The organism is Kitasatospora sp. NPDC022785, assembly GCF_055561295.1.
This window is the reverse complement of record NZ_JBVHHB010000017.1, coordinates 1-25422: the sequence shown is the minus strand read 5'-3', so window position 1 is coordinate 25422 and position 25422 is coordinate 1. Positions and strand designations below refer to the sequence as shown.

26 protein-coding genes and 1 pseudogene are annotated in these 25422 nt (G+C 70.9%); 22 read left to right on the top strand and 5 right to left on the bottom strand.

The window, feature by feature from the left end:
- Positions 1–180 precede the first annotated feature (180 nt).
- The 4 genes and pseudogenes from ACZ3YO_RS24440 (at position 181) to ACZ3YO_RS24425 (ending at position 3604) form a co-directional block, all read left to right on the top strand.
- The gene (locus tag ACZ3YO_RS24440; RefSeq protein WP_465572874.1) at positions 181–609 is read left to right on the top strand and encodes a hypothetical protein; all 429 of its coding nucleotides are present in this window, start codon (positions 181–183) and stop codon (positions 607–609) included.
- The gene (locus ACZ3YO_RS24435; RefSeq protein WP_465572872.1) at positions 609–1646 is read left to right on the top strand and encodes a hypothetical protein; all 1038 of its coding nucleotides are present in this window, start codon (positions 609–611) and stop codon (positions 1644–1646) included. Before ACZ3YO_RS24440 ends, ACZ3YO_RS24435 begins: the two co-directional genes overlap by 1 nt.
- Positions 1647–1915: 269 nt before the next feature.
- Positions 1916–2065 (top strand): annotated as a pseudogene (locus ACZ3YO_RS24430) (IS630 family transposase); the annotation flags it as partial.
- 510 nt (positions 2066–2575) lie between these two features.
- On the top strand, positions 2576–3604 hold the full coding sequence (locus ACZ3YO_RS24425; RefSeq protein ID WP_465572869.1) for an NAD-dependent epimerase/dehydratase family protein: 1029 nt from the start codon (positions 2576–2578) through the stop codon (positions 3602–3604).
- Here the strand turns inward: ACZ3YO_RS24425 and ACZ3YO_RS24420 are convergent.
- Positions 3601–4944, bottom strand: coding sequence for a hypothetical protein (locus ACZ3YO_RS24420; protein ID WP_465572867.1), 1344 nt, complete (start codon positions 4942–4944; stop codon positions 3601–3603). The genes ACZ3YO_RS24425 and ACZ3YO_RS24420 overlap by 4 nt on opposite strands.
- Before the next feature lie 256 nt (positions 4945–5200).
- Between ACZ3YO_RS24420 and ACZ3YO_RS24415 the strand changes: the two genes are divergently transcribed.
- The 6 genes from ACZ3YO_RS24415 to ACZ3YO_RS24390 all read left to right on the top strand — a co-directional run bounded on the left by ACZ3YO_RS24415 (position 5201) and on the right by ACZ3YO_RS24390 (position 9479).
- Entirely contained in the window at positions 5201–5641 is a 441-nt protein-coding gene (locus ACZ3YO_RS24415) for an ATP-binding protein (protein WP_465572865.1), read from the top strand.
- On the top strand, positions 5638–6207 hold the full coding sequence (locus ACZ3YO_RS24410) for a hypothetical protein (RefSeq protein ID WP_465572862.1): 570 nt from the start codon (positions 5638–5640) through the stop codon (positions 6205–6207). Before ACZ3YO_RS24415 ends, ACZ3YO_RS24410 begins: the two co-directional genes overlap by 4 nt.
- Positions 6208–6550: 343 nt before the next feature.
- Complete coding sequence (locus ACZ3YO_RS24405; protein ID WP_465572860.1) at positions 6551–7171, top strand: hypothetical protein; 621 nt, start codon at positions 6551–6553, stop codon at positions 7169–7171.
- Positions 7168–8025, top strand: a complete 858-nt coding sequence (locus tag ACZ3YO_RS24400; RefSeq protein ID WP_465572858.1) for a hypothetical protein — start codon at positions 7168–7170, stop codon at positions 8023–8025. Before ACZ3YO_RS24405 ends, ACZ3YO_RS24400 begins: the two co-directional genes overlap by 4 nt.
- 246 nt (positions 8026–8271) lie before the next feature.
- Entirely contained in the window at positions 8272–8904 is a 633-nt protein-coding gene (locus ACZ3YO_RS24395; protein ID WP_465572856.1) for a hypothetical protein, read from the top strand.
- Positions 8905–8990: 86 nt separating this feature from the next.
- Complete coding sequence (locus tag ACZ3YO_RS24390; RefSeq protein ID WP_465572854.1) at positions 8991–9479, top strand: LuxR C-terminal-related transcriptional regulator; 489 nt, start codon at positions 8991–8993, stop codon at positions 9477–9479.
- Here the strand turns inward: ACZ3YO_RS24390 and ACZ3YO_RS24385 are convergent.
- Positions 9418–10413 carry a hypothetical protein gene (locus ACZ3YO_RS24385; protein WP_465572851.1) on the bottom strand — a complete coding sequence of 332 codons (996 nt, stop codon included), beginning with the start codon at positions 10411–10413 and terminating at the stop codon, positions 9418–9420. The two genes, ACZ3YO_RS24390 and ACZ3YO_RS24385, sit on opposite strands and share 62 nt — an antisense overlap.
- A gap of 535 nt (positions 10414–10948) precedes the next feature.
- Here ACZ3YO_RS24385 and rfbB point away from each other — a divergent pair.
- From rfbB to ACZ3YO_RS24365, 4 genes are read left to right on the top strand one after another with little or no spacing between them, the layout of a single operon-like run.
- Positions 10949–11935 (top strand): dTDP-glucose 4,6-dehydratase, encoded by a 987-nt coding sequence (rfbB, locus tag ACZ3YO_RS24380; RefSeq protein ID WP_465572849.1) that lies wholly within the window; start codon positions 10949–10951, stop codon positions 11933–11935.
- 4 nt (positions 11936–11939) lie between these two features.
- Entirely contained in the window at positions 11940–12944 is a 1005-nt protein-coding gene (locus tag ACZ3YO_RS24375) for an ATP-grasp domain-containing protein (protein ID WP_465572846.1), read from the top strand.
- A complete protein-coding gene (locus tag ACZ3YO_RS24370; RefSeq protein WP_465572844.1) occupies positions 12941–14083 on the top strand; it encodes a DegT/DnrJ/EryC1/StrS family aminotransferase in 1143 nt (380 codons plus the stop codon). The genes ACZ3YO_RS24375 and ACZ3YO_RS24370 overlap by 4 nt, the downstream gene beginning before the upstream one ends.
- Positions 14080–14526: an arsenate reductase/protein-tyrosine-phosphatase family protein gene (locus tag ACZ3YO_RS24365; protein ID WP_465572841.1), complete on the top strand. Its 447-nt coding sequence runs from the start codon at positions 14080–14082 to the stop codon at positions 14524–14526. The genes ACZ3YO_RS24370 and ACZ3YO_RS24365 overlap by 4 nt, the downstream gene beginning before the upstream one ends.
- Positions 14527–14586: 60 nt before the next feature.
- Here ACZ3YO_RS24365 and ACZ3YO_RS24360 read toward each other — a convergent pair whose 3' ends face one another.
- Positions 14587–15774, bottom strand: a complete 1188-nt coding sequence (locus ACZ3YO_RS24360) for a UDP-N-acetylglucosamine--N-acetylmuramyl-(pentapeptide) pyrophosphoryl-undecaprenol N-acetylglucosamine transferase (protein ID WP_465572839.1) — start codon at positions 15772–15774, stop codon at positions 14587–14589.
- 140 nt (positions 15775–15914) lie between these two features.
- On the opposite strand from ACZ3YO_RS24360, the gene ACZ3YO_RS24355 reads away from it, so the two are divergent.
- Positions 15915–17078, top strand: a complete 1164-nt coding sequence (locus ACZ3YO_RS24355) for a hypothetical protein (RefSeq protein ID WP_465572836.1) — start codon at positions 15915–15917, stop codon at positions 17076–17078.
- Between the two features lie 57 nt (positions 17079–17135).
- Positions 17136–17798: an aspartate/glutamate racemase family protein gene (locus ACZ3YO_RS24350; RefSeq protein WP_465572834.1), complete on the top strand. Its 663-nt coding sequence runs from the start codon at positions 17136–17138 to the stop codon at positions 17796–17798.
- Between the two features lie 369 nt (positions 17799–18167).
- Here the strand turns inward: ACZ3YO_RS24350 and ACZ3YO_RS24345 are convergent, their stop codons facing one another.
- Both ACZ3YO_RS24345 and ACZ3YO_RS24340 read right to left on the bottom strand, forming a co-directional pair.
- On the bottom strand, positions 18168–19022 hold the full coding sequence (locus tag ACZ3YO_RS24345) for an IclR family transcriptional regulator domain-containing protein (RefSeq protein ID WP_465572832.1): 855 nt from the start codon (positions 19020–19022) through the stop codon (positions 18168–18170).
- Positions 19023–19128: 106 nt separating this feature from the next.
- A complete protein-coding gene (locus ACZ3YO_RS24340) occupies positions 19129–20076 on the bottom strand; it encodes a quinone oxidoreductase family protein (RefSeq protein WP_465572829.1) in 948 nt (315 codons plus the stop codon).
- A gap of 931 nt (positions 20077–21007) precedes the next feature.
- Between ACZ3YO_RS24340 and ACZ3YO_RS24335 the strand changes: the two genes are divergently transcribed.
- The 6 genes from ACZ3YO_RS24335 (at position 21008) to ACZ3YO_RS24310 (ending at position 25154) form a co-directional block, all read left to right on the top strand.
- Positions 21008–21328 (top strand): transcriptional regulator, encoded by a 321-nt coding sequence (locus ACZ3YO_RS24335; protein WP_465572826.1) that lies wholly within the window; start codon positions 21008–21010, stop codon positions 21326–21328.
- Position 21329: 1 nt separating this feature from the next.
- Positions 21330–22379 carry a hypothetical protein gene (locus ACZ3YO_RS24330; RefSeq protein WP_465572824.1) on the top strand — a complete coding sequence of 350 codons (1050 nt, stop codon included), beginning with the start codon at positions 21330–21332 and terminating at the stop codon, positions 22377–22379.
- Entirely contained in the window at positions 22379–23086 is a 708-nt protein-coding gene (locus ACZ3YO_RS24325; RefSeq protein ID WP_465572821.1) for an ATP-binding protein, read from the top strand. The genes ACZ3YO_RS24330 and ACZ3YO_RS24325 overlap by 1 nt, the downstream gene beginning before the upstream one ends.
- A gap of 108 nt (positions 23087–23194) precedes the next feature.
- Positions 23195–23764, top strand: coding sequence for a WhiB family transcriptional regulator (locus ACZ3YO_RS24320; protein ID WP_465572818.1), 570 nt, complete (start codon positions 23195–23197; stop codon positions 23762–23764).
- Complete coding sequence (locus ACZ3YO_RS24315; RefSeq protein ID WP_465572815.1) at positions 23761–24825, top strand: DUF2637 domain-containing protein; 1065 nt, start codon at positions 23761–23763, stop codon at positions 24823–24825. Before ACZ3YO_RS24320 ends, ACZ3YO_RS24315 begins: the two co-directional genes overlap by 4 nt.
- Before the next feature lie 104 nt (positions 24826–24929).
- On the top strand, positions 24930–25154 hold the full coding sequence (locus ACZ3YO_RS24310; protein WP_465572813.1) for a hypothetical protein: 225 nt from the start codon (positions 24930–24932) through the stop codon (positions 25152–25154).
- Positions 25155–25422: the final 268 nt, after the last annotated feature.

Below are 25422 nucleotides of genomic sequence, written 5' to 3'. Positions count from 1 at the left end.
TACGCGCACGAAGGCCAGCCTGTGGGCCTCACCCTTTCACCCGGATCAGCCGCCCTGCGCGCACGCCGCCAGGTCTGCTTTTGGGCGTCCACTCCTCCGGATCTGACCATGCATTACTTTGTTTGCACGGCGGGCTGGATTGGCTCGCGCATCCCTCAACGGAGTGGGAGATCAGCGGTGTTGACGGACGCACTCATGGAGCTGGCAGCGGCGGGCGGAACCGCCGTCGTCAGCGCGGCGGCAACGGACATCTGGCAGGGTACCAAGGGCAGGGTCGCCCGACTGCTCGGCCGAGGCGACGACCGGGACGAGCAGCGCGTTTCGGTGCAGCTCGATCGCATCCTGCTGGAGCTCGACCAGGCGGCCGAACCGCAGCAAGAACGCGTCCGGACGTCCCTCCAGAACCGGTGGACAGAGAAGCTGGCCGAGCTCCTGGAGGAGAACCCGGAGCTCGAGGACGACCTCCGGTCTCTGGTTGAGGAGGTCCGCGCCGCCGTCCCCGCGGCGCAGAAGTCCTTCGTCCAGACCAACAACGCCTACGGCAACGCCACGCAGAACATCACCCAGGCCGGCGACATCGTGTTCGGCAACAAGTCCCGGATCCAGTAGTGGGCAGCCCCGACAAGCCGAGCTCTCAGGCCAACAACGCCTACGGCAACGCCACACAGAACGTCACCCAGAACGGCGACATTGTTCTGGATTCACCTGAGGAAGCCGAACGCCGGGCGAAGCACAACCGGTTCGTCAGGACCGGTATCGCCCTGGGCCTGGCTGCCGCGGTAACTGTGGGCTTCGTCGTCTTCCGGATCGAGCGGGAGTCGAAGACCTCGAACGACCTGGCTCGGAGCGGTCCGGACCTGAAGTCCAACCTCGCAGTGTCGCAGGTCTCGGCCTACATCGAGGGAGGCATCGACGGCGAGGAATACGACGCCTCTGTCCAGAACGCAGCGCGAACGAAGGTGGCTCTTCGCGGTCCCCACATCGACATCACGCTGGGGAACATCGCCAACGGCACCTCGTTGGTCACGAAGGCCAGCATTACTTTCAACCGCCTCCAGTCCCTGAGATCGTGCGCTGCTGTCGGCGGCCCGCTGGCCGTTTCGGTGAACTACCAGTTCAAGATCCCCGATGGTCAGCAGCCGGTACCGCCGGCGAAGCCCTTCACGCTCACGAAGGAGATCAGCTACGAGGTGACCGCTAACAAGCACGACCGCCTCATGCTCACGGTGGGAGTGCCGACTATCCCCTTTGGCAAGTCGCCGTGGCTGGGCGTGGTCGACGTCGTCCTTGAGCACGACGGCGGCCAACAGCTCAAGATCGGCCCCGTCGCGCTCGTGGACAGTGGCGCCAACTCTGAGTTCTACCCGGCCGACGACAAGTGGAAGATCCCCGACAAGCCCACCGAGGGGTGTATCGACGAGAACATCGAGCTGGTGTCCGAGGTCTTGAAAACACCAAAACTTGTCGTTTCGAGGGAAGTTGCGGGCTTGGACCGCGCCCTCCGGAACTTCAAGGCGTCGCCTACCGGGCAGCCTCTGGCCGACGTGCCAGCACCGTTCCCCCCGGCCCCCACCAAGAGCCCGCCCATCGGGGAGGGCACTGAGGGCGAGCCGCGTGTAGACGCCGGCGTCTACACGCTCCTCTGACGGCTCGCAACGAGCGTGCGGGCACCGACCCGGGCCGCGGCCAGGGCCTCCGCCAAGGGCGAGCTGGGCGCTGTAGAGCCCAAGGCCTGTAGAGCCCCCGCTTCGGCTGTGCCGGTCCGAACCCCGCCCGCCGCACGTTGGACCCACTCTGCGCCGGTGGGCCCGTGTGTAGCCCTGGGGCTACACACGGGCCCACCGGGAGCACTCTCGGCGGTCCATGTCGCCGGATGTTCCGCGCGGATGCACACGGCCCTGGCCGAGTGCGAGCAGTCAAGCACAGCCTCGCGAACCTCGCCAGCGTCGCCCTCGACCGGCGCGCAACCCTCGTCCGCAACCGACTCAAACGCCTCCAGTACCGCCCCGACGTCCTCGACGGCTTCCTCACCGGAACCGGCCTCTCCCTCGACCTACCACCCTGAAAAGCCGAAGTCAGTAGCTGTTCGGGCAGTAGCCGGTCGGGATCCGGCTGAGGGAGTGGATGCGCCCTGCCGGGTCCTCGCTCGCAGAGCCTTCCAGACAAGACTCGTCTCCTCGGTCAGGAGCTGATGTCTCTCAGGCCCGACCTCCTGCTCGAAGCAACGCACCGCGAGCCAGCCGGCTTCGAAGACTTCGGCCTCGCGGTCCTGAATGCGGCGTGAGCACTGCCTTGGGATTTCAGGCAGAGGCAAGCAATGGTCAGACTCTACGGGTGGCCGGAGGCGGTGCCGAGCTGCTGCGGATCACCTTGCCTTGCCAGTCGATCATCGAGAGCAGCATTCGGGTAGGCGCCTCCGCGATCACGGCGATTCGAGCGGTTTGGTGAAACGGCCGCGAGGCCCGGCTCCAGCTGGCCTTGGATTGTTACCTCGATCTCTTGTGGGAGTGGTAGCGCGGTAGCGAGCTCAAGGCTTTGCTGGGCGCGGCGGCGCCGGACTGGCAGGATCGCCCGCATGAGGATCCTTGTACTGGGCGGAGGCTGGTTCCTGGGCCCGGCAGTCGTGAGTGATGCCCTGACGCGAGGCTGGGAGGTGACGACGTTCACGCGCGGGCAGTCTGGAAGTCCCGTTCCCGGCGCGAGCGCTGTGCACGGCGATCGAGAGCGACCTGAAGACCTCGCGCGACTGGCAGCGCACGGCCCGTGGGACGCGGTGATCGATACCTCTGCCTCTGCGCTCTACCCGCGAGCAGTACTCGCCGGCGCCCGCGCCCTGGAACCGGTCGCCGGCCGGTACGTGTACGTGTCCACGGTGGCGGTGTACGAGGGGTGGCCCACCGAGCCGCTGATTACCGACTCGCCGGTGTGGGAGGCTCCGGCTGACGCCGGCCCGGAATACGGCCAGCCGCCGGAGGGAGCGTCGGGCGTCAATCCTTACTACGGGCGGCGGAAGGCCGGCACCGAGCGTGCGGTGATCGAGACGTTCGGCCTCAGTCGCACGAGCCTTCTGCGGCCCAGCGTGATCCTCGGACCGGGGGAGTACGTGGGGCGGCTGCCGTGGTGGTTGCGACGGGCCGAACACGGCGGCCGAATCCTCGCGCCCGGGGATCCCGCGAGGAGCATCCAGCCGGTGGATGTCCGGGACGTCGCAGCGTTCGCGCTCGACCAGGCCCTGCGCGTCGGTCACCAGGTCCACAACATCGCCGCACCGACCGGCCAGGAGACGATGGGCGGCTTCCTGCAGGCGTGCTTGGACGTGACCGGCAGCTCCGGAGAGCTGGTGTGGGTCAAGGACGAGGTCTTGCTTCGCAGCGGCCTGCGCCAGTGGACGGAACTCCCGCTGTGGTGGACCCACCCCGGCGTCTCGGTCATCGACTCGTCAACGGCGGTCGCGGCCGGCTTCCGCGGCCGGCCGCTCGTGGAGACCGTCGCCGACACGTGGTCCTGGTTGAGCCAGGGCAACCTGCCTGTACCTCATCGGCGTTGGGACAGGCACGGCATCGACCCGGCCAAGGAGAACGCCATCCTGGAGAGCATCCGCTAGGCGGTCCGTGGGTCGACGGCGAGCCGCACCGGGCCGGGCCCGAGGATCTGCGGTGCAGCGACCACCGTGAAGTCGTCGATCTGTTCCGCGAGGTCCCGAGCCAGCTGCGCGCTGCGGAAGGTCGGCGACGCCAGTTCGGCCCGGATCGCGTTCACACGGACGGTGAGGCCTGCCCCGCGCCACTCCCGGGAAAGGCTGAAGACGGGGCGGAGAACGTCAGCGGCACCGTCCAGGTCGTTGCGCATCAACAAGGCGGTGGCCAGATCTGCGCCGGCCTGGGGAGCCACGACCAGCGGGCTGGAGCCTGCGGAACGAGCCGCGATCAGTTCCAACGACCGCCGGGCCGAGGCCTCGGCCCCGGCGCCGTCCCGCAGCAGCAGGAGGCTGGAGCTGTTGCTCATCGCGACCCGTTCCACGCTGAAGTCGAACTCGCCGCCCACCTTGTCGTGAAGATCGTCCACGGCGGGACCGCGGTCGGCCACGCTGCGTTCTATCGCCTGGTGGGCCTCCTCGGCGCGGCCGAGGTGCGCGTAGGCGCGCGCCGCGATCGCGGAGAGCCGTGCCGTACCGGTGGCACCGACGCCGGGGAAGGACTGCGCCTGCTCGATCTGGCGGACAGCCTGGGCGGGGTTGCCGTTCCAGTAGTACAGCACGGCCAGGTAGCCGTGGGCATAGGCCTGAAGCGGCCCGTGTTCGGCGACCTGGCCGTACAGGGCGGCTGCCCGCGTCAGCTCGAAGGCGTTCGGCATGGAACCGAGGTCGAACGCGCATGCGGCCAGCAGTGCTGATGCCTGGCCGGCGACGAGGAACAGGCGCCCCCGCTGCGACAACACCTGAGTACGGTCCAACATCACTGTCGCGAGACCGAGAAGCTCTTTCGCCTGCATGAAGATCACGTGGGGTGGTGTGAGACTCGTGGCCCGGACCAGGCGCACCAGGTCGTCCTCGAGTTGGTCGAGGCTGAGGTCGGGCAGCAACTGTGAGGCCGCGTCGGCCGCGTGGGCCCGGGCGTCTCGTGCGGTCATGGCGAGTTCTCTTTCATCGAGCACAGGAGCCGGCGCTGCTTGCAGCGCTCGGACCTGCTCGTCGGTGCAGGGCGCGAGGAGTTCGTGCGCGGGCATGTCGAACATGCGCTTGAGGATCGCGGGAGTCGGGTGATGGGGCCGGGATACATCGCCCGCACGCCACCGCCCGAAGCTCTTCTCCGTCAGAGTGGCGTTCCTGAAGGCGAGATCGCTGCTCTCCTGGTAGAGAGCCCTCGCGACCTGCTTGTACTCGGCGAGGAAGCTACGGAAGTCCATCCTCGCCTGAGAGACCAAGACATCGAACAGTGTGCTCATCGCGGTCCCTTCGGGGCCGCCGCCCCAGCTGCGAACTACCTTCGTCCCCTTGCCTACCACCACTGGGCCGCTGATCACAGAGGCCATGGAGAAGTGCTGGCGAACTGTCCGCACTCTGTCCGTCGTGTCACCTGAACGAGGGCCATATGTCCCTGCCTAGGCGGTGGTTATGTCCCGATAACCAGTCCACTGTTGATCCCCGCAAGCGGACCAAGAACGGGGCGCGCAGACGCTCCTGATGACGGGAGCGATGCACATGGTGGCCGTCAAGCAGCCGAGATCAGGTCTCCGCCAGTGGGGGACCACCCTCGAGGCGACGCAGACGATGGTTGCCATGGCGCGCCGAGCCGTGCGCTCGGTGCTCACCGAGTGGGGATGGGAAGGCGAGCGAGCGGACGACCTTGTCACCATCTGCTCGGAGCTGGTGACGAACGCCATCCGGCACGCGAGCCGGCCGGGCGACACGGTCGATCTGCGGCTCCAGGAGATCGATGGCGACTGCCGGATCGAGGTCCTGGATGCGCGCCCGGACCTGTCGTTGCCGAGGCTCTCTGTCCCCCGTGGGGAGAGCGGCCGCGGACTGATCCTCGTCCGCGAGCTCGCGGACGACATGGACGTGGCGGCGACCCCCACGGCCAAGAAGGTGTGGGCGAGGGTTCTTCTCGCCGCGGACGATTCGCTGAGGAGTTCCCCGTGAAGAGCACGCGACAGCACGAAGTTCCGTCCGCCATCCCGCCCGCCAACCTCGCCGGGCTGCGCTGGCTCGCCGGCTTCCACCGCGACGCGGTCGCTTGCCTGGACACCTGGCACTCCGGCGACCTGGCCGAGATCCCCCTGAAACACCTCGCGGCCCTGCAGGTGAGTGCCACGCTCGGGATACGGGCAGTGCAGCGGCTGGATCCGATCGGACCCGTGCTGCACAGCGTCGGCCGCGGCACGGTCGAGTTCCTCGTCGCGCCGACCACGATGCTCGTCGACCAGCCCGGGGTACGGCTGCTCAGGGACGGGGCGCTGCTGTGCCCGCCGCCCGTCCGGGCCGTGGAGCAGCGCAGGGCGCCGGTCTGGGTGGTCGAGCCCGACGGCATCGGTCGCCTCATGGACATCCGGACGGTGCTTGGCGCTGTGGCCGCCGAGTACGCCCACTTCGCCACGGACCCCGCGGACAGCGGCGCCGCCGTGACCGCTATGACCGCCGGACCCGGGTCGGTGAGCGCGGTCGCCGGCTTCTTCGCCGCCGGCCGAAGAGCCGCCGGTTCGGCGTGATCGGGCTCCGGCCCGGCTTGTGACTCCTGGCGGTCGATCAGCGGCTCTGACTCGGCCGCCAGGACCGGGGGTTCCCGTCCGACAGCGGACGGGCCGCGGGAGAAACAGCGTGCCCCACCCCCGTGGGCACGCCACGTTCACCGCGAGCGCCGCCGTCCTCCCGTGACTCCTTCGGGGAGACGTGCGTCTGGCCGACCGTCGCGCCCGGAGGGGACGCGGCGGCGGGCCATGGCGGCCGATTTGCCGGCCGGCACAACAGGCGGGGCCCGGACTGACGGTCGGGGTCCGGGCCCCGCCACCACGCAGCAGAACAGTCGGAACGCGAGCCAGAGGGACGGAACGGGTGGGAGTGGACGACGAGGCGGCCACACCGGCAAGCCTGGGGGCCGGGGTCGCGCCGGAGCTTCCCGAGGACGGGCACCTGCCGCGGTTGACCACCGACGAGGCGCGAAGCCGCATCGCCGCGGACCTGCGCCGCTGGGGCGCCCCCACACTCCTCACGCCGTCGACCGAACAGCTGGCCGAGGCCTGCGGCGAGCTGGCGCGCGTCGGTGTCCACCTGGGACTGGCCCGCGACGCCCTCGATTTCCTGAGCACGTGCGCGGACTGGCTCGACGCCATCGCCGGTATCGAACTGGCCGACGAGGACCCCGACCGACAACTGGAGTTGCTGCGCCGGGTCTGTGGGGCGCTGCGCGCCAGCAGGCAACTGTTGCAGGCGCGGCCGGCGGCCGACGCCGCCAACGAGACGGCCACCTACGGGGCCGGCCAGGCGATGCGACTGCACGCCCTGGCCGCCGCCGAGCGGAACTGGACCCGTGCCGAACCCGCTCCCCGGCGCGCCTCCAAGCAGCGGGCCGCCGGTGCCGAACTCAGCCCGGCCCGGGAGCCCGTACCGGCCGGCCACCGACCCTGGCGCCGACCACCGGCCGGCGCCACACCACCAGAGCGAAGGACACCGTGACTCCCACCTTCACCTTCCACAACGACGCCGACGCCACCACCACGGTGCGCGACCGCGTCGACCGCCTCCTCAACCTCGCCGCGCCCCTTGCCGAACGCCACTCCGGCCTGCCCCTGCCCGCCGGTATCACCGTGCGCCTGGTGTACCCGGACGGCTTCGTCGACCTGATGGCCGAACACGCCGAGGCCGGCGGCCGCCGTGCCGCCGAAGAGTTCGGCGCGGACTCCGCCGAGCGCAACGTGCTCCTGGGCCAGGTCGAGGCGGGCCGCATTGCCATGGGGACCAACGCCGGCAGGTCGTGGCCGGGCGTCAGGGCAGCGGTCGCGCATCGCCTGGACGGCAGTGTGGAGCTGGTCGTCATACCCGCTGTCCTCTCGGCCCTTCGGGCCACCGACCGCAACCTGGTCGGCGCGTTCGCCCACGAGCTGGCTCACCTTGGCCAGCTGCTGGTCTGGCCGACCATGCCTTGGGAGCACTTGGCCTCCGGCGCTCGTGCCCTCGCCGCCGGCCTGCCGCAGGACCAGATGATCGCCTCACAACCGGTCTTCGAGGGACACGCCCAGTGGGTTCAGCGCAGGGCGATGGTCGAATACTGCGGCCAGGCCGTGGTCGGTCGGATCGACGGCGAGCCCGAGCCGAGCCTGTTGTGGACCCTGGGCCAGGGCCAGCACGAGGGGCGGCGGGGCCCGTACGACATCGGTGAGGCCTTCGTGGCCGCGCTCGACGACCTCGGCGGCCACGACCTGGTCCTGCATCTGCTGACTCACCCCGGCCAGCTGCCCACCATGGCCCAGATCACCGGCACCGACCCCACGGTCCTCGCCAAGGCCTACGCGGAGACGGCGACCGGCTGACCTGAACCTCTGCCGCCCGGGGAGCAACGCGGTGGCGGCAGAGAAAGCGGCCCGGCGCGCGTTCCCGGGGCTCTGGGGAACCCGGGCCCGCGCGTCGGCCGCCCACTGGCACCAGCCTTCCGGCCGGTGTCGGCTCCCGAGTGAGCCTGGACCTCGACGCCGGCGACCGTGCGCTCGTACTGACCGGCGGTGGCCCTGGTACCGGGGTGCCCGGAGCCGAGTCCCGTTCCTACTGAGAAGGAGACCATGGCCGTCGTGTCCCTGCTGGATGCGGGCGCCCACGGTGGCGTGCCTGGCCGGCGGTCTATGACCGTGGCGCCGGCCACCGTCCGGTGCCCCCTCGGCGCCGTTTCCGGGGCCGCTGCCGCGCCGCCGGTTGCCCGGCCCTGCCCGCGATGCGGTGCGGCGCTCACCCTCAGCGGCCGGCACCACCGGCCGCTCGCGCTGCTGGCCGAAGGCCTCGCCCACAAGGCGATCGCGGGCCGTCTCCGTTCGAGCATCGGCACAGTGGGCCGGCTGGCGCGGGCAACCTACCGGGAACTCGGCGCGGCCACCACCGTCCAGGCAGTCGACATCGCCTGCCGTACCGGCCTGCTAACCCCGCCCCCGGGCGATCCGTTCACGGCCGCCCGGGTCACCGGCGGCCAGCTGCGCGCCTTCGAGCCCATCACCCGCGGCCTCACCCACGAGGAAGCCGCGCTCGCCCTCGGCATCGGCAGGCACACCGTCAACGGGCAGGTACGTCTGCTCCAGGTCCGGATCGGCGCCCGCAACGCCGCCCACGCCGTCTACCTTCTGCACGGGCTCAGGCGCCTTCCATCCGGGCACCCGTGCGGCTGCCGCACGGGTGCCCGGGCGACCCTCGGATCGATGTCGTGACCGGGCCCCACGTTGTCAGCGGCCGGCCCTGCCCGAGTTGCGGTCACCGGATCGACCTGGACGCCGAGCGGCACCGTGTCCTCACCATGATCGCCACCGGGCTGAGCAATCCGGAGATCGCCACCGGCACCGGGATCTCCGAAGTCGGCGTACGTCGTCGGATCTTCAGCCTCTATCAGGGCCTCGGCGCTGCCGGCCGGATTCAGGCCGTGGACATCGGCTGTCGTGTGGGCCTGCTCGCGCCGATTCCCGGCATCCTGCCGCCTGAGGGGGGGATCACCGGTCGCATGCTGTGGATCGTCGAGCTGCGCGCTCGCGGTCTTACCGTAGACGGGATCGCCAAGCGGCTATTCCTCAGCGAGAACACCATCAAGACCGATCTGTACCAGCTCGGACGGCGGCTCGGGGTGGGGGGCAGCGTCTGTGCGGTCCACGCATTGCACTCCCTCGACCTGCTGCCCGGCCGGCACCCCTGCCGGTGCGTCGACGACCGGCAGGGGTGCGCGGCAGGCGTCAGGCCGCAGTCGCCATCGTCCGCATCTCGGCAAGGGCCAGGTCGAGCCGGGCGGAGCTGACGCTGGACGCCAGAGAGGACGCCGACGCCGCGTAGTGGTCGGCCTCCTCGCGCTTGCCCTGCGCGTAGAGGGCGCTGGCCAGGCGGGTGGAGACCATTGCCTTCACCCGGGCACGGGACGGGTCGGTGCGCTGTTCGGCCTCGCGCAGGGTCCGAACTAGGTCCGGGGCGTGCCTGCCGGTGGTGACCATGGCGAGGTACAGGGCGTAGCCGGTGTCGCTGTTCAGCTTCTCCGCAGTGATGGACCAGGTCCACCGTGGTCCGCTGTGCGGGTCGGTGGACCTGCTGAAGAGCGTCTCCGCGTTGTTCATGCGGCGCAGCAGCTGGCCTTCGTCGCCCTGGAGGGCGTAGGCCTGGGCCTTGACCGCTTCGACCATGGCGAGCGCGGCGGGGGAGAGGGCGGCGCCGGCCGTCATGGCGGTCAGGGTGAGGGCCTGGGCGGGGTTGCGTTCCTGGATCTCCTGGCGTGCGAGGTTGGTGGCCAGGTGGCACAGGGCGTCCGGGTCCTCGGCTTCCCGGGCGGCGTCGATGCCGAGGTGGAAGACAGGTCGCGAGTGCGCGCCGTGGCCGGCGTCGAAGGAGGACCAGGCGGCGAGGTTGGCCAGGTGGGCGACTGCCGCGCACAGTCGGCGGCGTACGCCCGGGAGCATGGACGCCTTGGTCAGGCGCAGGGTGCGATCGAGTTCGTCGAGCGCGTAGTGGCGTACGGGGGCGCCGCCGCTCTGACGGTCCAGCGCGCTGAGGGCGTGGACGCGTTCCTCGATGGCGGCGAGGTCGTCCATGCCGAGGCGCTCCGGCAACGGGGCCAGGGACGGGACGGGAACGAGGCCGGCGAGTGAACCGGCGAGGAGGGTACGGCGGTGCGAGGTCCTCACCCCTTCGGCGAGCGGTTGGGCCCTCTTGGAGTACAGCCCCAGTGCGCTCGGGGTTGTCACGCCGAGTACGTAGCACAGGGCGTCCCGGACGTCGCGCCCGGGCCATGTGACCTCTCCCCGTTCTAACCGGCTCACGGCCTTGGCGTCAAACGAGGTCGGCCTGACCGGCTTTGTGTTCGAACGGACTTGACGCATCATCAGCTCGCGTATGCGGTCCTGGACCGCTTCGGCGACCTGTTCCTGCGTGAGTTCCTTCAGCGTTCTGGCCGTGACCAGCGCCTCGTTGACCACTGTGGCCCCCCGGGCATCGGCGTTCCGTTGAGGAAGGGCGGTCAGCGTAGCAGCGGGCGGCCGCGTCGAAGAACGACCCGAATGGGTGAATCACGCGCCCAAAATGCCGACAAATCTGGGGTGTTGGCGGCTCCCCGGTCCGCGCTTTCATGGCCTTCCGGTCGATGGGACAGATGCCTCGGCCCCACCGTCGGTCACTCTCCGTGCCTGAGTGCTGGCGGGATCAGCTTGGTCGGTCGCAGACGCGGGCAATTCACCGTCGCCCGCCCGGCTCCCCACCACTCCCAGCAGAGGAGTACCCACCGTGCAGAAGATTCTTGTCACGGGTGGGGCCGGCTTCATCGGCTCCCACTTCGTCAACCGCCTCCTGCAGCGCACGGACATCGAACGCGTCACCGTGCTCGACCTCCTCACCTACGCGGGCAACCCGGCCAACCTGGGCGCCGCGTGGGACTCACCCCACCTCCACTTCGTCCACGGCGACATCCTCGACCGCCCGCTCGTCGACAGCCTCATGCAGCGCCACGACGCCGTCGTGCACTTCGCCGCCGAATCCCACGTCGACCGCTCCCTCCTCGACGCAAGGGGCTTCCTCACCACCAACGTCACGGGCACCCAGACCCTCCTCGAAGCCGCCAGCCACGCCTCCATCGAGAAGTTCGTCCACGTCTCCACCGACGAGGTGTACGGGCCGCTGCCCACCGGCTGCGCCACCGAGGACTCCCCGCTGCGCCCCACCGTCCCCTACGCGGCGTCGAAGGCCGCCTCCGACCTGGTGGCGCTGTCCTACCGGCAGACCTACGGCGTGCCGGTGTGCGTGACCCGCTCCTCGAACAACTTCGGGCCGCGGCAGCACCCGGAGAAGGTCATCCCGCGGTTCGTCACCCTCCTGCTGCAGGGGGAGCCGGTCACCATCCACGGCCGAGGCCAGCACGTGCGCAACTGGCTGCACGTGGAGGACAACTGCGCCGGCATCGAACTCGTCCTGTTCGGTGGCGTGCCCGGGCAGGTCTACAACATCGGCGGCGGCACCGACCTGACGACCGTCGCCCTGACCGAGCTCATCCTCAGGGCCTGCGGCGCCGGACCCGGGAGCGTGCGCCACATCCCCGACCGCCAGTCCAACGACGAGCGGTACGCGATGGACTGGTCGAAGATCGCCGGCACCCTCGGCTACCGGCCCAGCCGGCCGCTGCACGACCACCTCGCCTCGACGGTCGCCTGGTACCGCGACCACGCCGCCCGCTGGCCGCTGCCGGCGGAGGCCGTCCCCACCTACGCAGGGAAGTGACCGCATGACGACCGAACCCCGCCGCATCGTCGTCACCGGGATGGGCGCCAACCCCGGCTTCGACCTTGCCCGGTCCCTCCAGCGCCGCGGCCAGCACGTGATCGCCACCGACGCCCACCCGCTCGCCCCGGGCCTGCTCCTGCCCGGCGTCACCGCCCGCACCACCCCGCGCGCCGACGACCCCCGCTACGGCGAGGCGATGATGCGGCTGTGCCGGGAGACGGCCGCCGACGCGATCATGGTCGGTATCGAGAACGACCTCGCGCCGCTGCTGGACCTGGAGCACGACCTGGCCGCCGCCGGCGTGCGCCTGTGGCTGCCGCAGCCCAGCGCGGTGGAGACCTGCCTCGACAAGGCCGCCTTCGACGCCGCCCTGCGCGCGCACCGCATCCCCGCCCCCCGCATCTACCTGCCCGAGCAGCTCGACACGGTCCCCGACGACGGTCGTCCGCTCGTCGTCAAGCCCCGCCGCGGCCACGGCGCGCAGAACGTCTTCTTCTGCCACACGCGAGAGCAGGCCCGTGTGCTGTGCGAACTGGTGCCCGAGCCGCTGATCCAGGAACGCGTCCGCGGTACCGAGTTCACTGCGGACTGCGTCGTGGACCGCACCTCCCGCGCCTCCGCCGTCCTGCGCCACCGCGACCTGGTCAAAGCCGGACTCGCGGCCGTGGCCACCACCTTCCACGACCAGGAGGTCGCCGAGCGCGTCGAGCAGACCCTCGCCGCGGTCGGCGCGCAGGGCCTGTGCTGCGTCCAGGGCTTCATCACCGACGACGGCCCGCACCGCGTCCTGATCACCGAGCTGAACGTACGCGTCGCCGGCGGATTCGCCCTGAGCGAGGCCGCCGGCGCCGACCTCGTCGGCCAGGCCGTCAACGGCCTGTTCGGCGACCCGGTCGACCACAGCCGACTCGCCTACCGGCCCGGCGTCTTCCTCACCAAGTACATCGAGACCCTCGCCACCGGCGACCGCGCCACCCACCCCGCATGGAAGGACACCCCCCGATGACCGCAAGCCCGGCGCTCCAGCGGCCCGACGCCACCCGCAACGCCAGCCCCTACTTGTACGGACCCGAGCACCAGGCCGTGGCCCGCGTCCTGGACAGCGGCCACTACGGCCACACCGCCGTCACCGAGACCTTCGAACGAGATGTCGCCCGCTTCCTCGGCGTCCCCGACGCCGTCGCCGTGGCCACCGGCACCGCCGCCCTGCACACCGCGCTCGTGGCCGCCGGGATCGGCCGAGGCCACGAGGTGATCGTGCCCTCCCTGACCTTCACCGCCAGCATCCAGGCCATCCTTGCCTGTGGAGCCCACCCCCGCTTCGCCGAGGTCGACCCCGCCACCGGCTGCGTCACCCCCACCACGCTGCTGGAAGCCGTCACCGCCGACACCGTCGCGGTGATGCCCGTCCTCTACGGCGGCCGCGCCATCGACCTCGGCCCCATCCACCCCCACCTCGCCGAACACGGCATCACCGTCATCGAGGACGCGGCCCACGCCTTCGGCTCCTACCAGGGCACCCGCCGCGTCGGCGCCACCGGGCAGCTGACCTGCTTCAGCTTCGGCCCGATCAAGAACCTCACCTGCGGCCAGGGCGGCATGGTCATCCCCCGCACTGCCGCCGAAGCCGACCGTCTGCGCGAACTGCGCCTGCTCGGCATTACCGCGAGCGCCGACCAGCGGGCCGCCTCCACCACCTACCAGGTCACCAGCGCCGGGTTCCGCTACCCGATGTCCGCGATCAACGCGGCGATCGGCACCGTCCAGCTCGCCCACTTCGCCACCGCCGAGACCACCCGCCGACACCTGTGGCGCACCTACCGCGCCGCACTCGCCGACCTGCCGGTCACCCTGGTCGACGTCGACGTCGACCACTCCGTCCCCCACCTGTGCGCGATCACCGTCCCCCACCGCGACGAGATCTGGCGGCACATGCACGAACAGGGCATCGGCGTCGGCGTGCACTACCCGCCCAACCACACCCAGCCGGCGTTCACGCCCTGGCACCGGCCCCTGCCCGACACCGAACGCCTCGGGGAGCAGATCATGACGCTCCCCTTCCACCAGCACCTCACCGACGACGACATCCACCACGTCACCACCGCCCTCCAGCAGGCCCTCACCAGCACCGGAGCCCCCCGATGACCAACCCCACCCCCGTGCGCGCCCGACGCATCCTGACGGTGTGCCTCGGCAACTACTGCCGCAGCCCCCTCGCCGGCGCCGTCCTCGCCACCAAGGCCGGCCCCACCCTCGACGTCCGCACCGCCGGCCTCATCGACATGTGGGTCGGCAAGACCGCCCACCCCGACATGATCACCGCGGCCGCCCACCTCGGCTACGACCTCACCGACCACCACCCCACCCAGGTCGACCGGCCCCTCATCACCTGGGCCGACCTCGTCCTGGCGATGGACCGCTCCGTCCTCGACCAGCTGCACCCGATCGCCGGGCCCCGCAACGAGCACAAGCTGCGTCTCTACCTCGCCGACGGCAGTGACGTCCCCGACCCCATGGGCAAGGGCCCCCGCGAGTTCGCGGCCAGCGCCGCCATCATCGAAGCTGGCGCCGCCCCCTACCTGCCCTGACATCACGACGCGGCCGGCCCGCCCCCGAGAGGGCGGACCGGCCGCACCACCCACCGGCCCTCAGCCGCCCGCGGCCACCGACAGCAGCAGGTCCACCAACCGCTCCGCGGCATCCGGGCGACCGTGCGAGCGGGCCCGCTGCGCCATGTCGGCCCGCCGGGCCGGATCGGCCAGCAGCGGAGCCACCGCCTCGCGCAGCGCGCCGCCCGTGGCCTCGCCCACGAGCGCGAGTGCCGCCCCGCTGTCCTGCAGATGACGCGCGTTGTGCTCCTGCTCGTTGCCCGCCGACGTCCCCAACGGGATCAGCACCGACGCCTTCCCCAGCGCGGTCAGCTCCGCGACCGTCCCCGCGCCGGACCGCGACACCACCACGTCCGCCAGCGCCAGCACATCCGGCAGCTCCGCACCCAGGAACCCAGTCACCAGATACCGGCCTGCCAGCTCGGCCGGCAGCGCCGCGGCCGCCTGCCGCAACCCCGCCTCATGACTCGGACCGCACTGATGGACCACATTCGCCTGGGACAACAGCCACGGCAGCACCTCCCGCACCAGGTCGTTGATCTGCTGCGCCCCTTGGGCGCCGCCGGTCACGTACACGGTGGGCCTGGCCTGGTCGAACGACCACAGGCCCAGTGCCTCGATCGCCTTCGACGCATGCCCGGTCAGGACCTCTGGCCGGACCGGGTTGCCGGTCACCACCGCCGCCGGACGCACCCCGTCGGCCAGCAGCGCCAGCGTCGACTCCGACGACACCGCGATGCGCGTCGCCCGCCGCGCCAGCGTCCTGTTCGCCAGCCCCAGGCGCACCGTCTGCTCGTGGATGACCAGCGGGCAGCCGCGCATCTTCGCCGCCACGCCCACCGGAACCGCGACGTAGCCGCCGGTCGCCAGCACCACGTCGGGAGCGAACCGGGAGATCAGCGACCGGGCCTGAGCGACCCCCAGCGGCACCCGGCCCATGTCCCGGATGTTCGCCGGCGACACCATCTTCAACGGGTTGCTCGAACGCCGGATCTTGCCGGTGGCGACCGTCGCGAACTCGATCCCTTCCGCCGCGGCGACCCGGGCCTCCAACCCGTCCGCCGTCCCCGCCCACAGCACCTCCAGCGACCGCCCCGAAGCCTCCAGACGCCGCTCCAGAGCCCGCAGGGCCGTCAGAGCCGGGTACGTGTGACCGCCCGTTCCACCACCCGTCACCAACAACCGGAAGGCCCGCCGCGGAAGGTGCTCGACGCCATCGCTATTCACGTATTAGCTCCCAAATCCCTCTGACACCAACACAGTTAGCCGGTGGGGCGGCACATTGCGGACGATAGCAGGCCATCTCCCTCCAACCCGCCCCCGAACGCCGGCCGACCCCGCCCACCTCACACATCTGGGAGACCACGATGATCCCCGCGTTCGACCACACCGTCTCCATCGCCGCCGAAGCCCGCGACCAGGCCCAGGCACACCTCAACGGCCTCTTCCGACGGGCGGCCGACCACATCGAACGCGCCGCCCCAGGCACGACACTGCTGGTGTCCGGGTCGATCGGCCGTGGCGAAGCCGCCGTCACCAACCGCAACGGCCGCTGGGAGCTCGGCAGCGACATCGACTTCGCTCTCGTCCTACCTGACGGCGCCGACGGCACCACCACCGCCCAGAGCCTGACCGACCACCTCACCCGCCTCTACCCGCAGATCACCGCCACCGCCTGGCCGCTGTACCGAAGCGACCTCCCGCACGCCCGCTCCCACTTCGCCCGCGACCTCGCCCTGGCCGCCGGCTCCCCGCTCACCGGCACCATCGCACCCGCCACCATCCCCACCCCCGACCTCGGCCCCAACGACTCCCTCCAGGTCATCACCCACCAACTCGCCACCTACCTCATGCCGGGCACCGAACCCGAACACCGCCACGACACCGACGACCATCTGCTGCGCAAACTCCTCCTGGAGACCCTGCGCGCCCTCGCCCCAGCCGGCGTCGACGGCTGCACCCGCCACAAGGACATCCTCAGCACTCAGGCACGCACGCAGTGGGAGCCGGTCCTGCCGGCCGCCCGGGTCGAGAAGCTCGTCACCGACCGCGAACGCGGCCGGCCCCTCGGCATCGGCCACGACCACGCCCACCACCTGTTCATCCGGCTGATCGCCCGCTTCCTCGCCCCCGCGACCGGAGACCTCCCGGACGAACTACAGCGCCTCGCCCCCGCGGCCGCCGACGTCATGGCCGCCTACCAGCTCGCGCTCCTCGCCTACGCCGGCCTGCTCCTGACCGACGAGCGCGCCCGCTACACCACCACCCTGTGCCTGATCTGGGACCGCATGGGCACCACCGGCCTCACCGACACCACCATTGACGTCCTCCAGACCGCCAAGTCCGTAGACCCCACCGCCGTCGCACAGCACCGGCCCCGCCAGCTGTCGATCCTCGCCGGCGCGATGTGGAGGCTGCGCGACGACTACTACCGCCACCTCGGCGCCCGTATGTTCGGCCGCCCCCTCCTCGACACCCCCTACACCGACCTCCCCCTCGCCCGAACCGCATTCGCCGGCGCCCACCGGTAGTTCAGCGAGCCCGCACGCGAGCGCAAGCACCCCCGACTACCCCCGAGGTGAAGCAACGTGAAGCCACCCGCACAGCGACTCGGCGTGATCGGCGGCGTCGGCCCCGTGGCAACCGTCGAGTTCTACCGAAGCCTGATTGACCAGGTCCGCCGCCGCACCGGAGCATCCCCGGACCTGGTGATCCACAGCCTGCCCATGCCCGTCGACCTCGAACTGGCCGTACTGGCCGGCAACCTCACCGACCCCGACAGGGCACAAATCACCGACCTGCTCACCACTGCCCTGGACACACTCGAACACGCCGGCTGCACGACCATCGCGATGCCCTGCAACTCCTTCCACCCGTTTCTGCACCCCCTGCTCACCGGCAGGACCCTCACGCTCATCGACATGGTGGAAGCGACCATCGAGACCGCCACAGCACACGGACTCAAGCGCGTCCTTCTGCTGGCAACAGGAACGAGCCTCAACGGCGCCGCCTACGCCACCGCGAACGGTCACGGCATCGAACTGATCCAACCCCCAGGCAAGCGGGCATCGACCAGCTGCTCGAACAGTGCGTGGGCGGCGACCTCCAGGCGATCGACCTGGACGCGTTGCGAACCGCACTGCTCGACGTCCCCGACGCGGAAGGCGTTCTGTTGGGCTGCACCGACCTCACCGTCCTGCGCGACGCCCTTGCCCCGCTCACGCCCGTCGTCGACAGCCTTGACTGCCTAGTCGCAGCATGCGCCGCCGCCCTTGCACCTACCGACCGGACAACAACTCACAGAGCGTCGACCTGTTGATCCCCAGCTCCTCCCCGGCGGCGGCCTGCGGCCCGCGGTGGTCGACGAGCAGCTGGGCAGCGATGCTGCGCTGTGCCTGGACGTCCGCCCCCACCGCGTGGCGCAGCAGTTCGGTGACGGTCGCGCCGGCGCTCCGGCCTGGGCCTGTTCGGGGTCGGCACTTCCCGGGGTCGCCAGGAACTCGACCATTCGACGGCGCGTCGGGCAGCGAGCAGTGGCCCAGGCGTTCCTCGTCGATCGCTGCTGCCCCGCGGGACAATCGCGGGGCGGCAGCGTCGGCATTCGCCGGGCAGTGCTGCGCCTACACGACGGCGGAGAGTGGTGTCGCGGTGAGTCGGCTGACGTCCTCGGCGGTCCTGAGGGTGTGGTAGATCAGCGGTCGCAGGTCGGCGGGCATTTCCCTGCTCGGCTTGAGCATGAGGACGGCGCCCATGATCGAGTCTCGCCACAGGACCGGCGCGGCCACCGAGTCCCAGCCGGCCATGCACTCCTGGCGGCCGACGCCGAAGCCGAGCTGTCGGATCTCGGCGAGCGAGGCGGCGAGGGCGTCGTTGTCGCGAATGACGCCGGGGCCGGCGGTCGCGGGTACTTCCTCGGCGAGGACTTGGTCCTGGATGCTCCGGGGCAGGTGGGCCAGGATTACCCGCCCGGACGCGCCGGTGCGAAGCGACCGCGAGACGGAGACGACGTCCTCAGCGGTCATGCCCACCTCGGCGGGGTCCAGGTCACCGAGCACGTAGTCGGTGCACAGGCGGCGGGCACCGCCCAGCGGGCTGAGCACGTACAACAGGGCGAGGCCGCCGGTGGCGCGGTTGAGCCGTTCGAGGAAGTGGTGGGTGGAGGCGGCGTTGGGGGTGTGGGCCATGGCCTGGACCCCGGCTCGGGCGGTTGCGGTGCCTAGCCGGTAGAGGCCCCGCCCGACCTGTTCGAAGACGCCGTCGGCGTCGGCGACGCCGGTCTGGAGGATGCGGTGGGTGGTGGCGCGGTCCAGCCCGGCGGCGTCGGCGATCTCGCGCAGGGCGTGGACCTCGCCCGGCAGGCGGGTGAAGGCCTGCTGGACGGCGTAGGCGCGAGCAGCGAGGGAAGAGGCCGGGCGGCCCGCTGGTGCGACGTGCCGGCGCTGCCCTGGCACGCTGTCGTTCACGGTGCTGGTCATGGTTGGTGGTTCCGTTTGAGGGTTGGCGCGCCTACCGAGGACGCGACCACGGTTGCCGCGGTCCCGCGTGGTGCGGGCGGGCGAGGGTTATCGGAGACCGGGGCGGTCAGCTGTCCAGGTCGAGGACGGCCTTGCCGGTGGTGAGACGGGCGGCGAGATCGTGGTGTGCCTGCCGGGCCTGGCCGAGCCGGTAGCTGCGGCCGCGCAGCGGCTTGAGCCAGCCGTCGGCGACGGCGGTGAACAGGGCGTTCATCGACTCGTTGAGGTGGGTGCGCGACGGGTAGAGGCTGGGGAGCCAGAAACCGGTCACGGACTTGGACCCGGCGACGAGCTGGGTGATCGGTACGAGCCCGTTGACGCCGGTGACGGCTCCGAAGACGCTGAGCCGTCCGCGCGGCGTCAGGGCGTCGAGGGTGGAGTGGAAGACGTCTCCACCGGTCATTTCGAGCGCGGCCGTCACGTGTCCGCCGGCGGCGTCGACGATTCGCTCGGTGAGGCCTTCGGTGGTGGAGGAGTCGACGACGGCATCGGCTCCGAGGGCGGTGGCGATCTCGCGCTTGGCCTGGGTGCCGGCCATGGCCACGACCTTCGCGCCGGCGCGCTTGGCGAGCTGGACGGCGAGGGAACCGACACCTCCGGCGGCGGCCGGGATCAGGAGGGTGTCCTCGGCGGTCAGGCGCAGGTCGGTGTTGAGCAGGTGCCAGGCCGTGTTGCCCTGGAGCATGAGCGCGATGGCGTCGTGGTCGCCCACGCTGTCCGGCACCTCGAAGGCCAGCTTCTTGTGGGCCGACACGGTCTCGGCGTAGCCACCGCCGCGCCCGAGCGCGACGAAGCGGCGCCCGTCCTCGCCGGTGCCGAGGACCTCGTTCCCGGGGATGAAGGGGCAGGGCATCGGAGCGGGGTACGTGCCCTCGCGCAGGTGGATGTCGGCATAGTTGACGCCCGCCAGACGGGTGCGGAGCCTCAGGTGGCCGGGACGGACCGCCGGCTCGGGCATGTCGCACAGTTCCAGCATTTCGGGACCGCCGAACTGCCTCACAGCAATGGCTCGCATGTTGTTAAACCCTAAATGTTGCATGGTGGTTTCTTGACGAAGCATCACGCCCTTGCGGCGCTTCGGACATGGAATATACCTGGCAGGGAAGCGGTCGATTCCGCCTGCGCGTATAGGGGAGAGCTTATGTGGGATTCCAAGATCATGTATCAAGTGGTATTGGTCACGTCGCTCTGAGTAGTTGCGATCGGCTGCTCGCTCACCGTGAAATGGGCAGGTGGATCGTGGTGGGTCGCCCCGCACGCCTGGTTGCGGAGCGTTCATCGATGGTCGAATCAAGATCGTTTCTCAGTCCCTGAAAATTGCGTCCTGCTACCCGCGTAGATACCTCGAATTTGTTGACCGATATCCGCGTCGAAACCTAATGTCCTCCCTGCGGATCAGACCTGCGCAGATTGTTTGATAGGGAGTCAAGTCACGATGTCTCAGCAAACGCGGTGACGGTAAGTGGCTGGGTCGGCCGGCATGGCCAGGTCACCCACGCGGGACAGGTGTCACCGCGAGTGAGAGCGCAGTCGAGGCGCCGGCAGGACGTGCTGCCACGTCCTGCCGGCGCCTCGACCGCTTCCGCGGCAACCCGCCGTAGTCATGGCCGAGCGGAGCCACTGGACGCTCTGGGGGTTGGGGCCGACGAGGCAGAGCGCGTCATGCCTGGTCAGGAGGGCCGTTAACGGGCTGGATCTGTGAGCCCGGTCCCCCTATGGTCGTGCTCCCGCCGCCACAGCAGGCGGCGAACAACGACGGGAGGGCAACCTCACCGTCCCGGTCCGCGAGGACCGGAAAAGCGACCGGCGCCCTGGAGCTACCAACTCCTGGACGCCGGGCCGGCGCCCCGAAGGGCACCGATTCACCACCACGCAGCGGCGGGACTTCCTTGCACGAGAGAACCGCCGCGCGCTCCTACGAACAGCCGGAGTATCGCATGCTCGCCATGCCCAGCGGAACCCTCGCCTGCCCGGAAACAGGCCGCCACCGCCGCCTCGCGGTGCAGCTCAGAGGCATGATCCCAGGCGCGACCGCCATCCGTGTCAGCCTCAACGATCCCGCCACCCAGTGGCCGCACCCCTACGCCCGCGCGACGAACGCGGAGGGCACTCCGATCCGGCTGAGCCGGATCAAGGCCGGCATTGCCGCACGCTGGGTCCTGCGGACCTGGCCGGACGCGGACTGGTCCCGCCCGCACACCCTGGACCTCGCCACCGGGCAGCTCGTCCCCGGCGGAAGCCACGGCGCCACCACCAGGGGCCGCTGACATGTCGCGGATCCGGCCGGTCAAGCCCGAGGCCTATGTCTCCGAGACGCTCGCCGAGCTGACCATCTACGCCGAGCGCACCTTCTTCGGCCTGGCCACCGAGTGCGACGACCGTGGACGTCACAAGGACCACGCGGCGGTCATCTACGGGAAGCTGTGGGTGGTGCGTGCCGACCAGACACCGGTCGACGTCGAGGACCACCTCATGCAGATGGAGCGCGTCGGGCTGATTCACCGGTACACCGGTTGCGACGGCAAGCGGTACCTCCACTACATCACGTGGGACCGCCACCAGAAGATCGACAAGCCGAGCCTGTCCCGGCTGCCCTGCTGCCCGCACTGCGCGCCGGAGCGGTGCGGCCCTTGCAAGGGCCCGTGCACCCGGCTCGCCGCTGCCTCGCATGCCGAGCCCGTCGGCGTCGCGGCGTCCTCGGCGAATGCTCCCCGAGGCTTCGCCGACGGTTCGGCGGACCTTTCGGGAGCCCTCGCTCGGCCCGTCGAGCCCTTGTCGGCGCCTCCCGCCCCCGCTCTGCCCACCTCCGCCGCCGTGCTCGACACCCTGCTCGACATCGAGCAGCAGCCTGTCGAGCGCCAGAAGAAAACCGCAGGTCAGAAGGGAATTGCCGAGGATTCGCCGAAGGCTCCCCGAAACCTCCCGGAGCCCTCTGCGCCTGGATCTAGGATCTTGGATCCTGGATCTTCTTTCCCTACGGGGCGCGACGCGCCCGACGCGAGCGTCTCGGCCAACCAACTCGTCGGCGAGTACGTCGCCGCCTGCGCCGAGCGGCCTCCAGGCAGCGTGATCGGCCACCTCGGCAAGGTCACCAAGGCACTGCTCGCCGAGGGCATCGCGGCGGAGCACGTCCGGGCCGGGCTGCGGCGGTTCGCCGAGATCCAGGGCCACCCCTCCCGTCTGCCGAGCCTGGTCAACGACGCCATGAACGCAGGAAGCGCCGGTTTGGCCCGGCCGGGATTGCGGCCTAACGTGCCCGCCCACCACGCGTGGACCAACCCGGTCGACGCCGCCACCGCCTACGCCGAGGAGCTGTGATGCGCCCCAGCCGTGACCCGCAGACCCTCGCCGACAGCGCCACGGTCCTCGACCGGATGGCCCGGATCCTGGCCTCCCGGGGCATCGACCGAGCCGCCGTCGACGCCCTGCCCGACGACGCTGAGCCGTACTCGGCACTGGACGCCCTGTCCGCCGGGATGCTTCCCCGCTACCGCGAGGCGGTGGCCGAGCACCCGCAGGTCCTGGCCTGGGTGCGGCAGGTTGCCGCCCAGGCCGTCGCCCCGAGCACCGGCGCCCGCCGCCAACTCGCCACCGGCCCCAGCCTGCTGATGGCCGGAGTCGTCGGCGCGGGCAAGACCCACGAGGCGTACGGCGCGGTCCGCGCCCTGGTGCAGGCCGGCATCGGCGTGCGCTGGCGTGCGACCGCCGCCGCCGACCTGTACGCCGAGCTGCGGCCGAGTGCCGGGACGGACGCCGAGCGGGTGCTCGCGGCCTACAGCCGGGTGCCACTGCTGATCCTCGACGACCTCGGCGCCGCCAAGTCGAGCGAGTTCGTCGAGGAACAGACCTACCGGCTGATCAACCGTCGCTACAACCACTGCCTGCCGACCCTGATCACCACCAATCTGCGGATCAGTGACCTCAGGACGTACCTCGGTGACCGCGTCACCTCCCGGCTCGCCCAGATGACCACCCGGGTCGAGTTCGAGCCGGTCGACCGCAGACGCCTGCAGCGCGCCGCCTGAACGTCCGACGCCCCGGCCGCTCCTGGCGTGCCGCCACACCCTCACCGACCCAGCGCACCTCTCCGCCGGCGCCGCCCTGCGCGCGGAGAGCGATCGGAGCACCCCCGCATGACCAGCACCACGACCATCCCCGTCCGCCACCGCTCCCTCGGCGACCACACCTGGCAGGAACGGGCCGTCTGTTCCCCGACCGAGCACAACCCCGTCGATCCCGAGGTGTTCTTCCCCGGTCCGGAGGAGGCCGACAGGATCGCCACCGCCAAGGCGCTGTGCGCCCAGTGCCCCGTGCGCCGCGCCTGCCTGGACGCCGCCCTGGAAGCGGGCGACACCCACGGCATCAGGGGCGGCCTCACCGAGCAGGAACGCGAACCCCTGCACACCAACCTGGCCAACCGCCTCGACTACAGCCGGGTCAACGCCACCCTGGCCGGCCGCGACGTCCACCTCACCAAGGCCGAACGCCGCGCCGTCGTCCTCGCCGGGTACCGCCAGGGAATGACGGTCGAGCGCCTCGCCCGGCTCCTGAAGATCACAGAGGAGCACGCGCTCAAGCTCTACCGTGAGACCCGACGAGCGATCCGCCACCGGCAGATCGCCGAGGAAGCCGCCCGCACCGCCTCGGCTGTGGAAAGCACCACCACCGGCCTCGGCCGCCACGACTTCGGGGCGGCTGCATGAGCGCCACCTCAGTCGGACCGGCCTCGACTCCTGTCACCGGCTGGGACCGGGCCGTCGTCATCGCCCTCGGCACGGCCGGATGCGCACTGTCCTACGATGCGCTCCAGCAGATGGCCGCCGCGATCCACGTCCGAGGCCTGCTCACCTACCTCTTCCCCCTGGTCGTCGACGGATTCATCGCCTACGGCGTGCGCGCGCTGCTGGTGATGCGCGACGCCCAGCTCCGGGCCCGCGCCTACGTGTGGCTGCTCTTCGGTTCAGCAACCGCCGCCAGCCTGTGGGCGAACGCGTTGCACGCGGTCAGGCTCAACCAGCTGCATGCCGCCGACGGAGGCCTGCGGCTCGGCGACACGGTGGTCGCGGTGCTGTCGACGATCGCCCCGCTCGCCCTGGCCGGTGCCGTCCACCTCTACATCCTCATCGCCCGCGGACCGGTCACCGCGACCGACCCGGACGACCGCGGTGACCGAGCGGCCGGGGCTGACCCCGGTCGGTCATTCGGCTCGATCGTCCGAAGCGACCTGCCGGCGCCCCTGACCAGGACCGCGGACACCGGCAGGAGGGAGGCCGGTCACCGTACGGCAGGTCAGCCGGACAGCGGCTCGGTCACTGCCTCTCCGGTCAGCCGGACCGTGCTCGCCGGTCAGCCGGTCAGCCGCCTCGCGAAGACCAACGCGGTCGCCCCGGCGAGCGTGACCCGGGTCAGCCCGGTCAGCCTGACCAAGGCTGCCGACCAGGGCGGTCGCCCGGACAACGACCGGTCGGTGGGTGACCGACCGGCCGCCACCAACCCGGTCGCCAGTCCGGTGACCAACCGTCCGGTGGCCGCCGGTCGGACGGGCGGCTCCCAGGTCACTGACCGGGCCGAGCGGCTGACCAGTGACCGCCGTACTGATCTGGACACCGAGGAGCTGCTGGCCATAGCCCGTCGTGCAGCTCAGGAGGAGGGCAAGCTGACCCGCAAGGTGGTCAGCCGGGCGATCCGCGATCAGCGGATCCCGCTGTCCAACGACACCCTGACCCAGCTGATGGCCCAGCTCCGGCCCCAGCACGGTCAGTAGGTCATCGCTGACCGGGACTGACCGACGCCCCGCCGGCCGGGGTGACCGACCAGGTCACCCCGGCCGATACCCCCGCAAGGATCCTCACCGAACCGGAGCCGCTGATGCGCAGCACCCCCACCGCCTGGACGGAGGCGGATTCCTGGCTGGCCGTTCTCCACCGGCGTGGCCACCTCTACCGCGTCGAAACCGGTCCGGACGGCATCCGGAGCGTCTGGCGGACCTCGCACTCCCGCCCGTGGACCCTTCACCACCCCGTCCTCGCCATCGACTTCGTCGAGGACCTCGTCCGCGAGATCCGCCGGCGTGACACCGAGGCCAGCCGGTGACCGCCACCGATCGGGACGGCACCACGCCGGGACCGGGGAGTGACCGTGATCAGGCTCCTGGCGGAGCAAGTTGTGGGGTAAGGAGTCCTTACCCCGCCCCCGCCCCGAACGGGGCGGAGGCTCCCCGGGGGGGGGGGGGGGGGGGGGGGGGGGGGGGGGGGGCGGGGGGGGGCGCCGGGGGGGGGGCGGCGGGGGCCTTGGTGGCGGGTGCGGCCGGTGCGGCCGGCGCCGTGGTGGCGTCGGCGGCGGGCTTGGCCGGGACGGGCTT

Excerpts from the sequence above, each read along its gene's own strand:
- ACZ3YO_RS24425 (WP_465572869.1), top strand. The coding sequence starts at position 2,576 with ATGAGGATCCTTGTACTGGGCGGAGGCTGGTTCCTGGGCCCGGCAGTC.
- ACZ3YO_RS24420 (WP_465572867.1), bottom strand. The coding sequence starts at position 4,944 with ATGAGCACACTGTTCGATGTCTTGGTCTCTCAGGCGAGGATGGACTTC.
- ACZ3YO_RS24415 (WP_465572865.1), top strand. The coding sequence starts at position 5,201 with ATGGTGGCCGTCAAGCAGCCGAGATCAGGTCTCCGCCAGTGGGGGACC.
- ACZ3YO_RS24395 (WP_465572856.1), top strand. The coding sequence starts at position 8,272 with ATGGCCGTCGTGTCCCTGCTGGATGCGGGCGCCCACGGTGGCGTGCCT.
- ACZ3YO_RS24390 (WP_465572854.1), top strand. The coding sequence starts at position 8,991 with ATGATCGCCACCGGGCTGAGCAATCCGGAGATCGCCACCGGCACCGGG.
- ACZ3YO_RS24375 (WP_465572846.1), top strand. The coding sequence starts at position 11,940 with ATGACGACCGAACCCCGCCGCATCGTCGTCACCGGGATGGGCGCCAAC.
- ACZ3YO_RS24370 (WP_465572844.1), top strand. The coding sequence starts at position 12,941 with ATGACCGCAAGCCCGGCGCTCCAGCGGCCCGACGCCACCCGCAACGCC.
- ACZ3YO_RS24365 (WP_465572841.1), top strand. The coding sequence starts at position 14,080 with ATGACCAACCCCACCCCCGTGCGCGCCCGACGCATCCTGACGGTGTGC.
- ACZ3YO_RS24355 (WP_465572836.1), top strand. The coding sequence starts at position 15,915 with ATGATCCCCGCGTTCGACCACACCGTCTCCATCGCCGCCGAAGCCCGC.
- ACZ3YO_RS24345 (WP_465572832.1), bottom strand. The coding sequence starts at position 19,022 with ATGACCAGCACCGTGAACGACAGCGTGCCAGGGCAGCGCCGGCACGTC.
- ACZ3YO_RS24340 (WP_465572829.1), bottom strand. The coding sequence starts at position 20,076 with ATGCGAGCCATTGCTGTGAGGCAGTTCGGCGGTCCCGAAATGCTGGAA.
- ACZ3YO_RS24335 (WP_465572826.1), top strand. The coding sequence starts at position 21,008 with ATGCCCAGCGGAACCCTCGCCTGCCCGGAAACAGGCCGCCACCGCCGC.
- ACZ3YO_RS24330 (WP_465572824.1), top strand. The coding sequence starts at position 21,330 with ATGTCGCGGATCCGGCCGGTCAAGCCCGAGGCCTATGTCTCCGAGACG.
- ACZ3YO_RS24325 (WP_465572821.1), top strand. The coding sequence starts at position 22,379 with ATGCGCCCCAGCCGTGACCCGCAGACCCTCGCCGACAGCGCCACGGTC.
- ACZ3YO_RS24320 (WP_465572818.1), top strand. The coding sequence starts at position 23,195 with ATGACCAGCACCACGACCATCCCCGTCCGCCACCGCTCCCTCGGCGAC.
- ACZ3YO_RS24315 (WP_465572815.1), top strand. The coding sequence starts at position 23,761 with ATGAGCGCCACCTCAGTCGGACCGGCCTCGACTCCTGTCACCGGCTGG.
- ACZ3YO_RS24310 (WP_465572813.1), top strand. The coding sequence starts at position 24,930 with ATGCGCAGCACCCCCACCGCCTGGACGGAGGCGGATTCCTGGCTGGCC.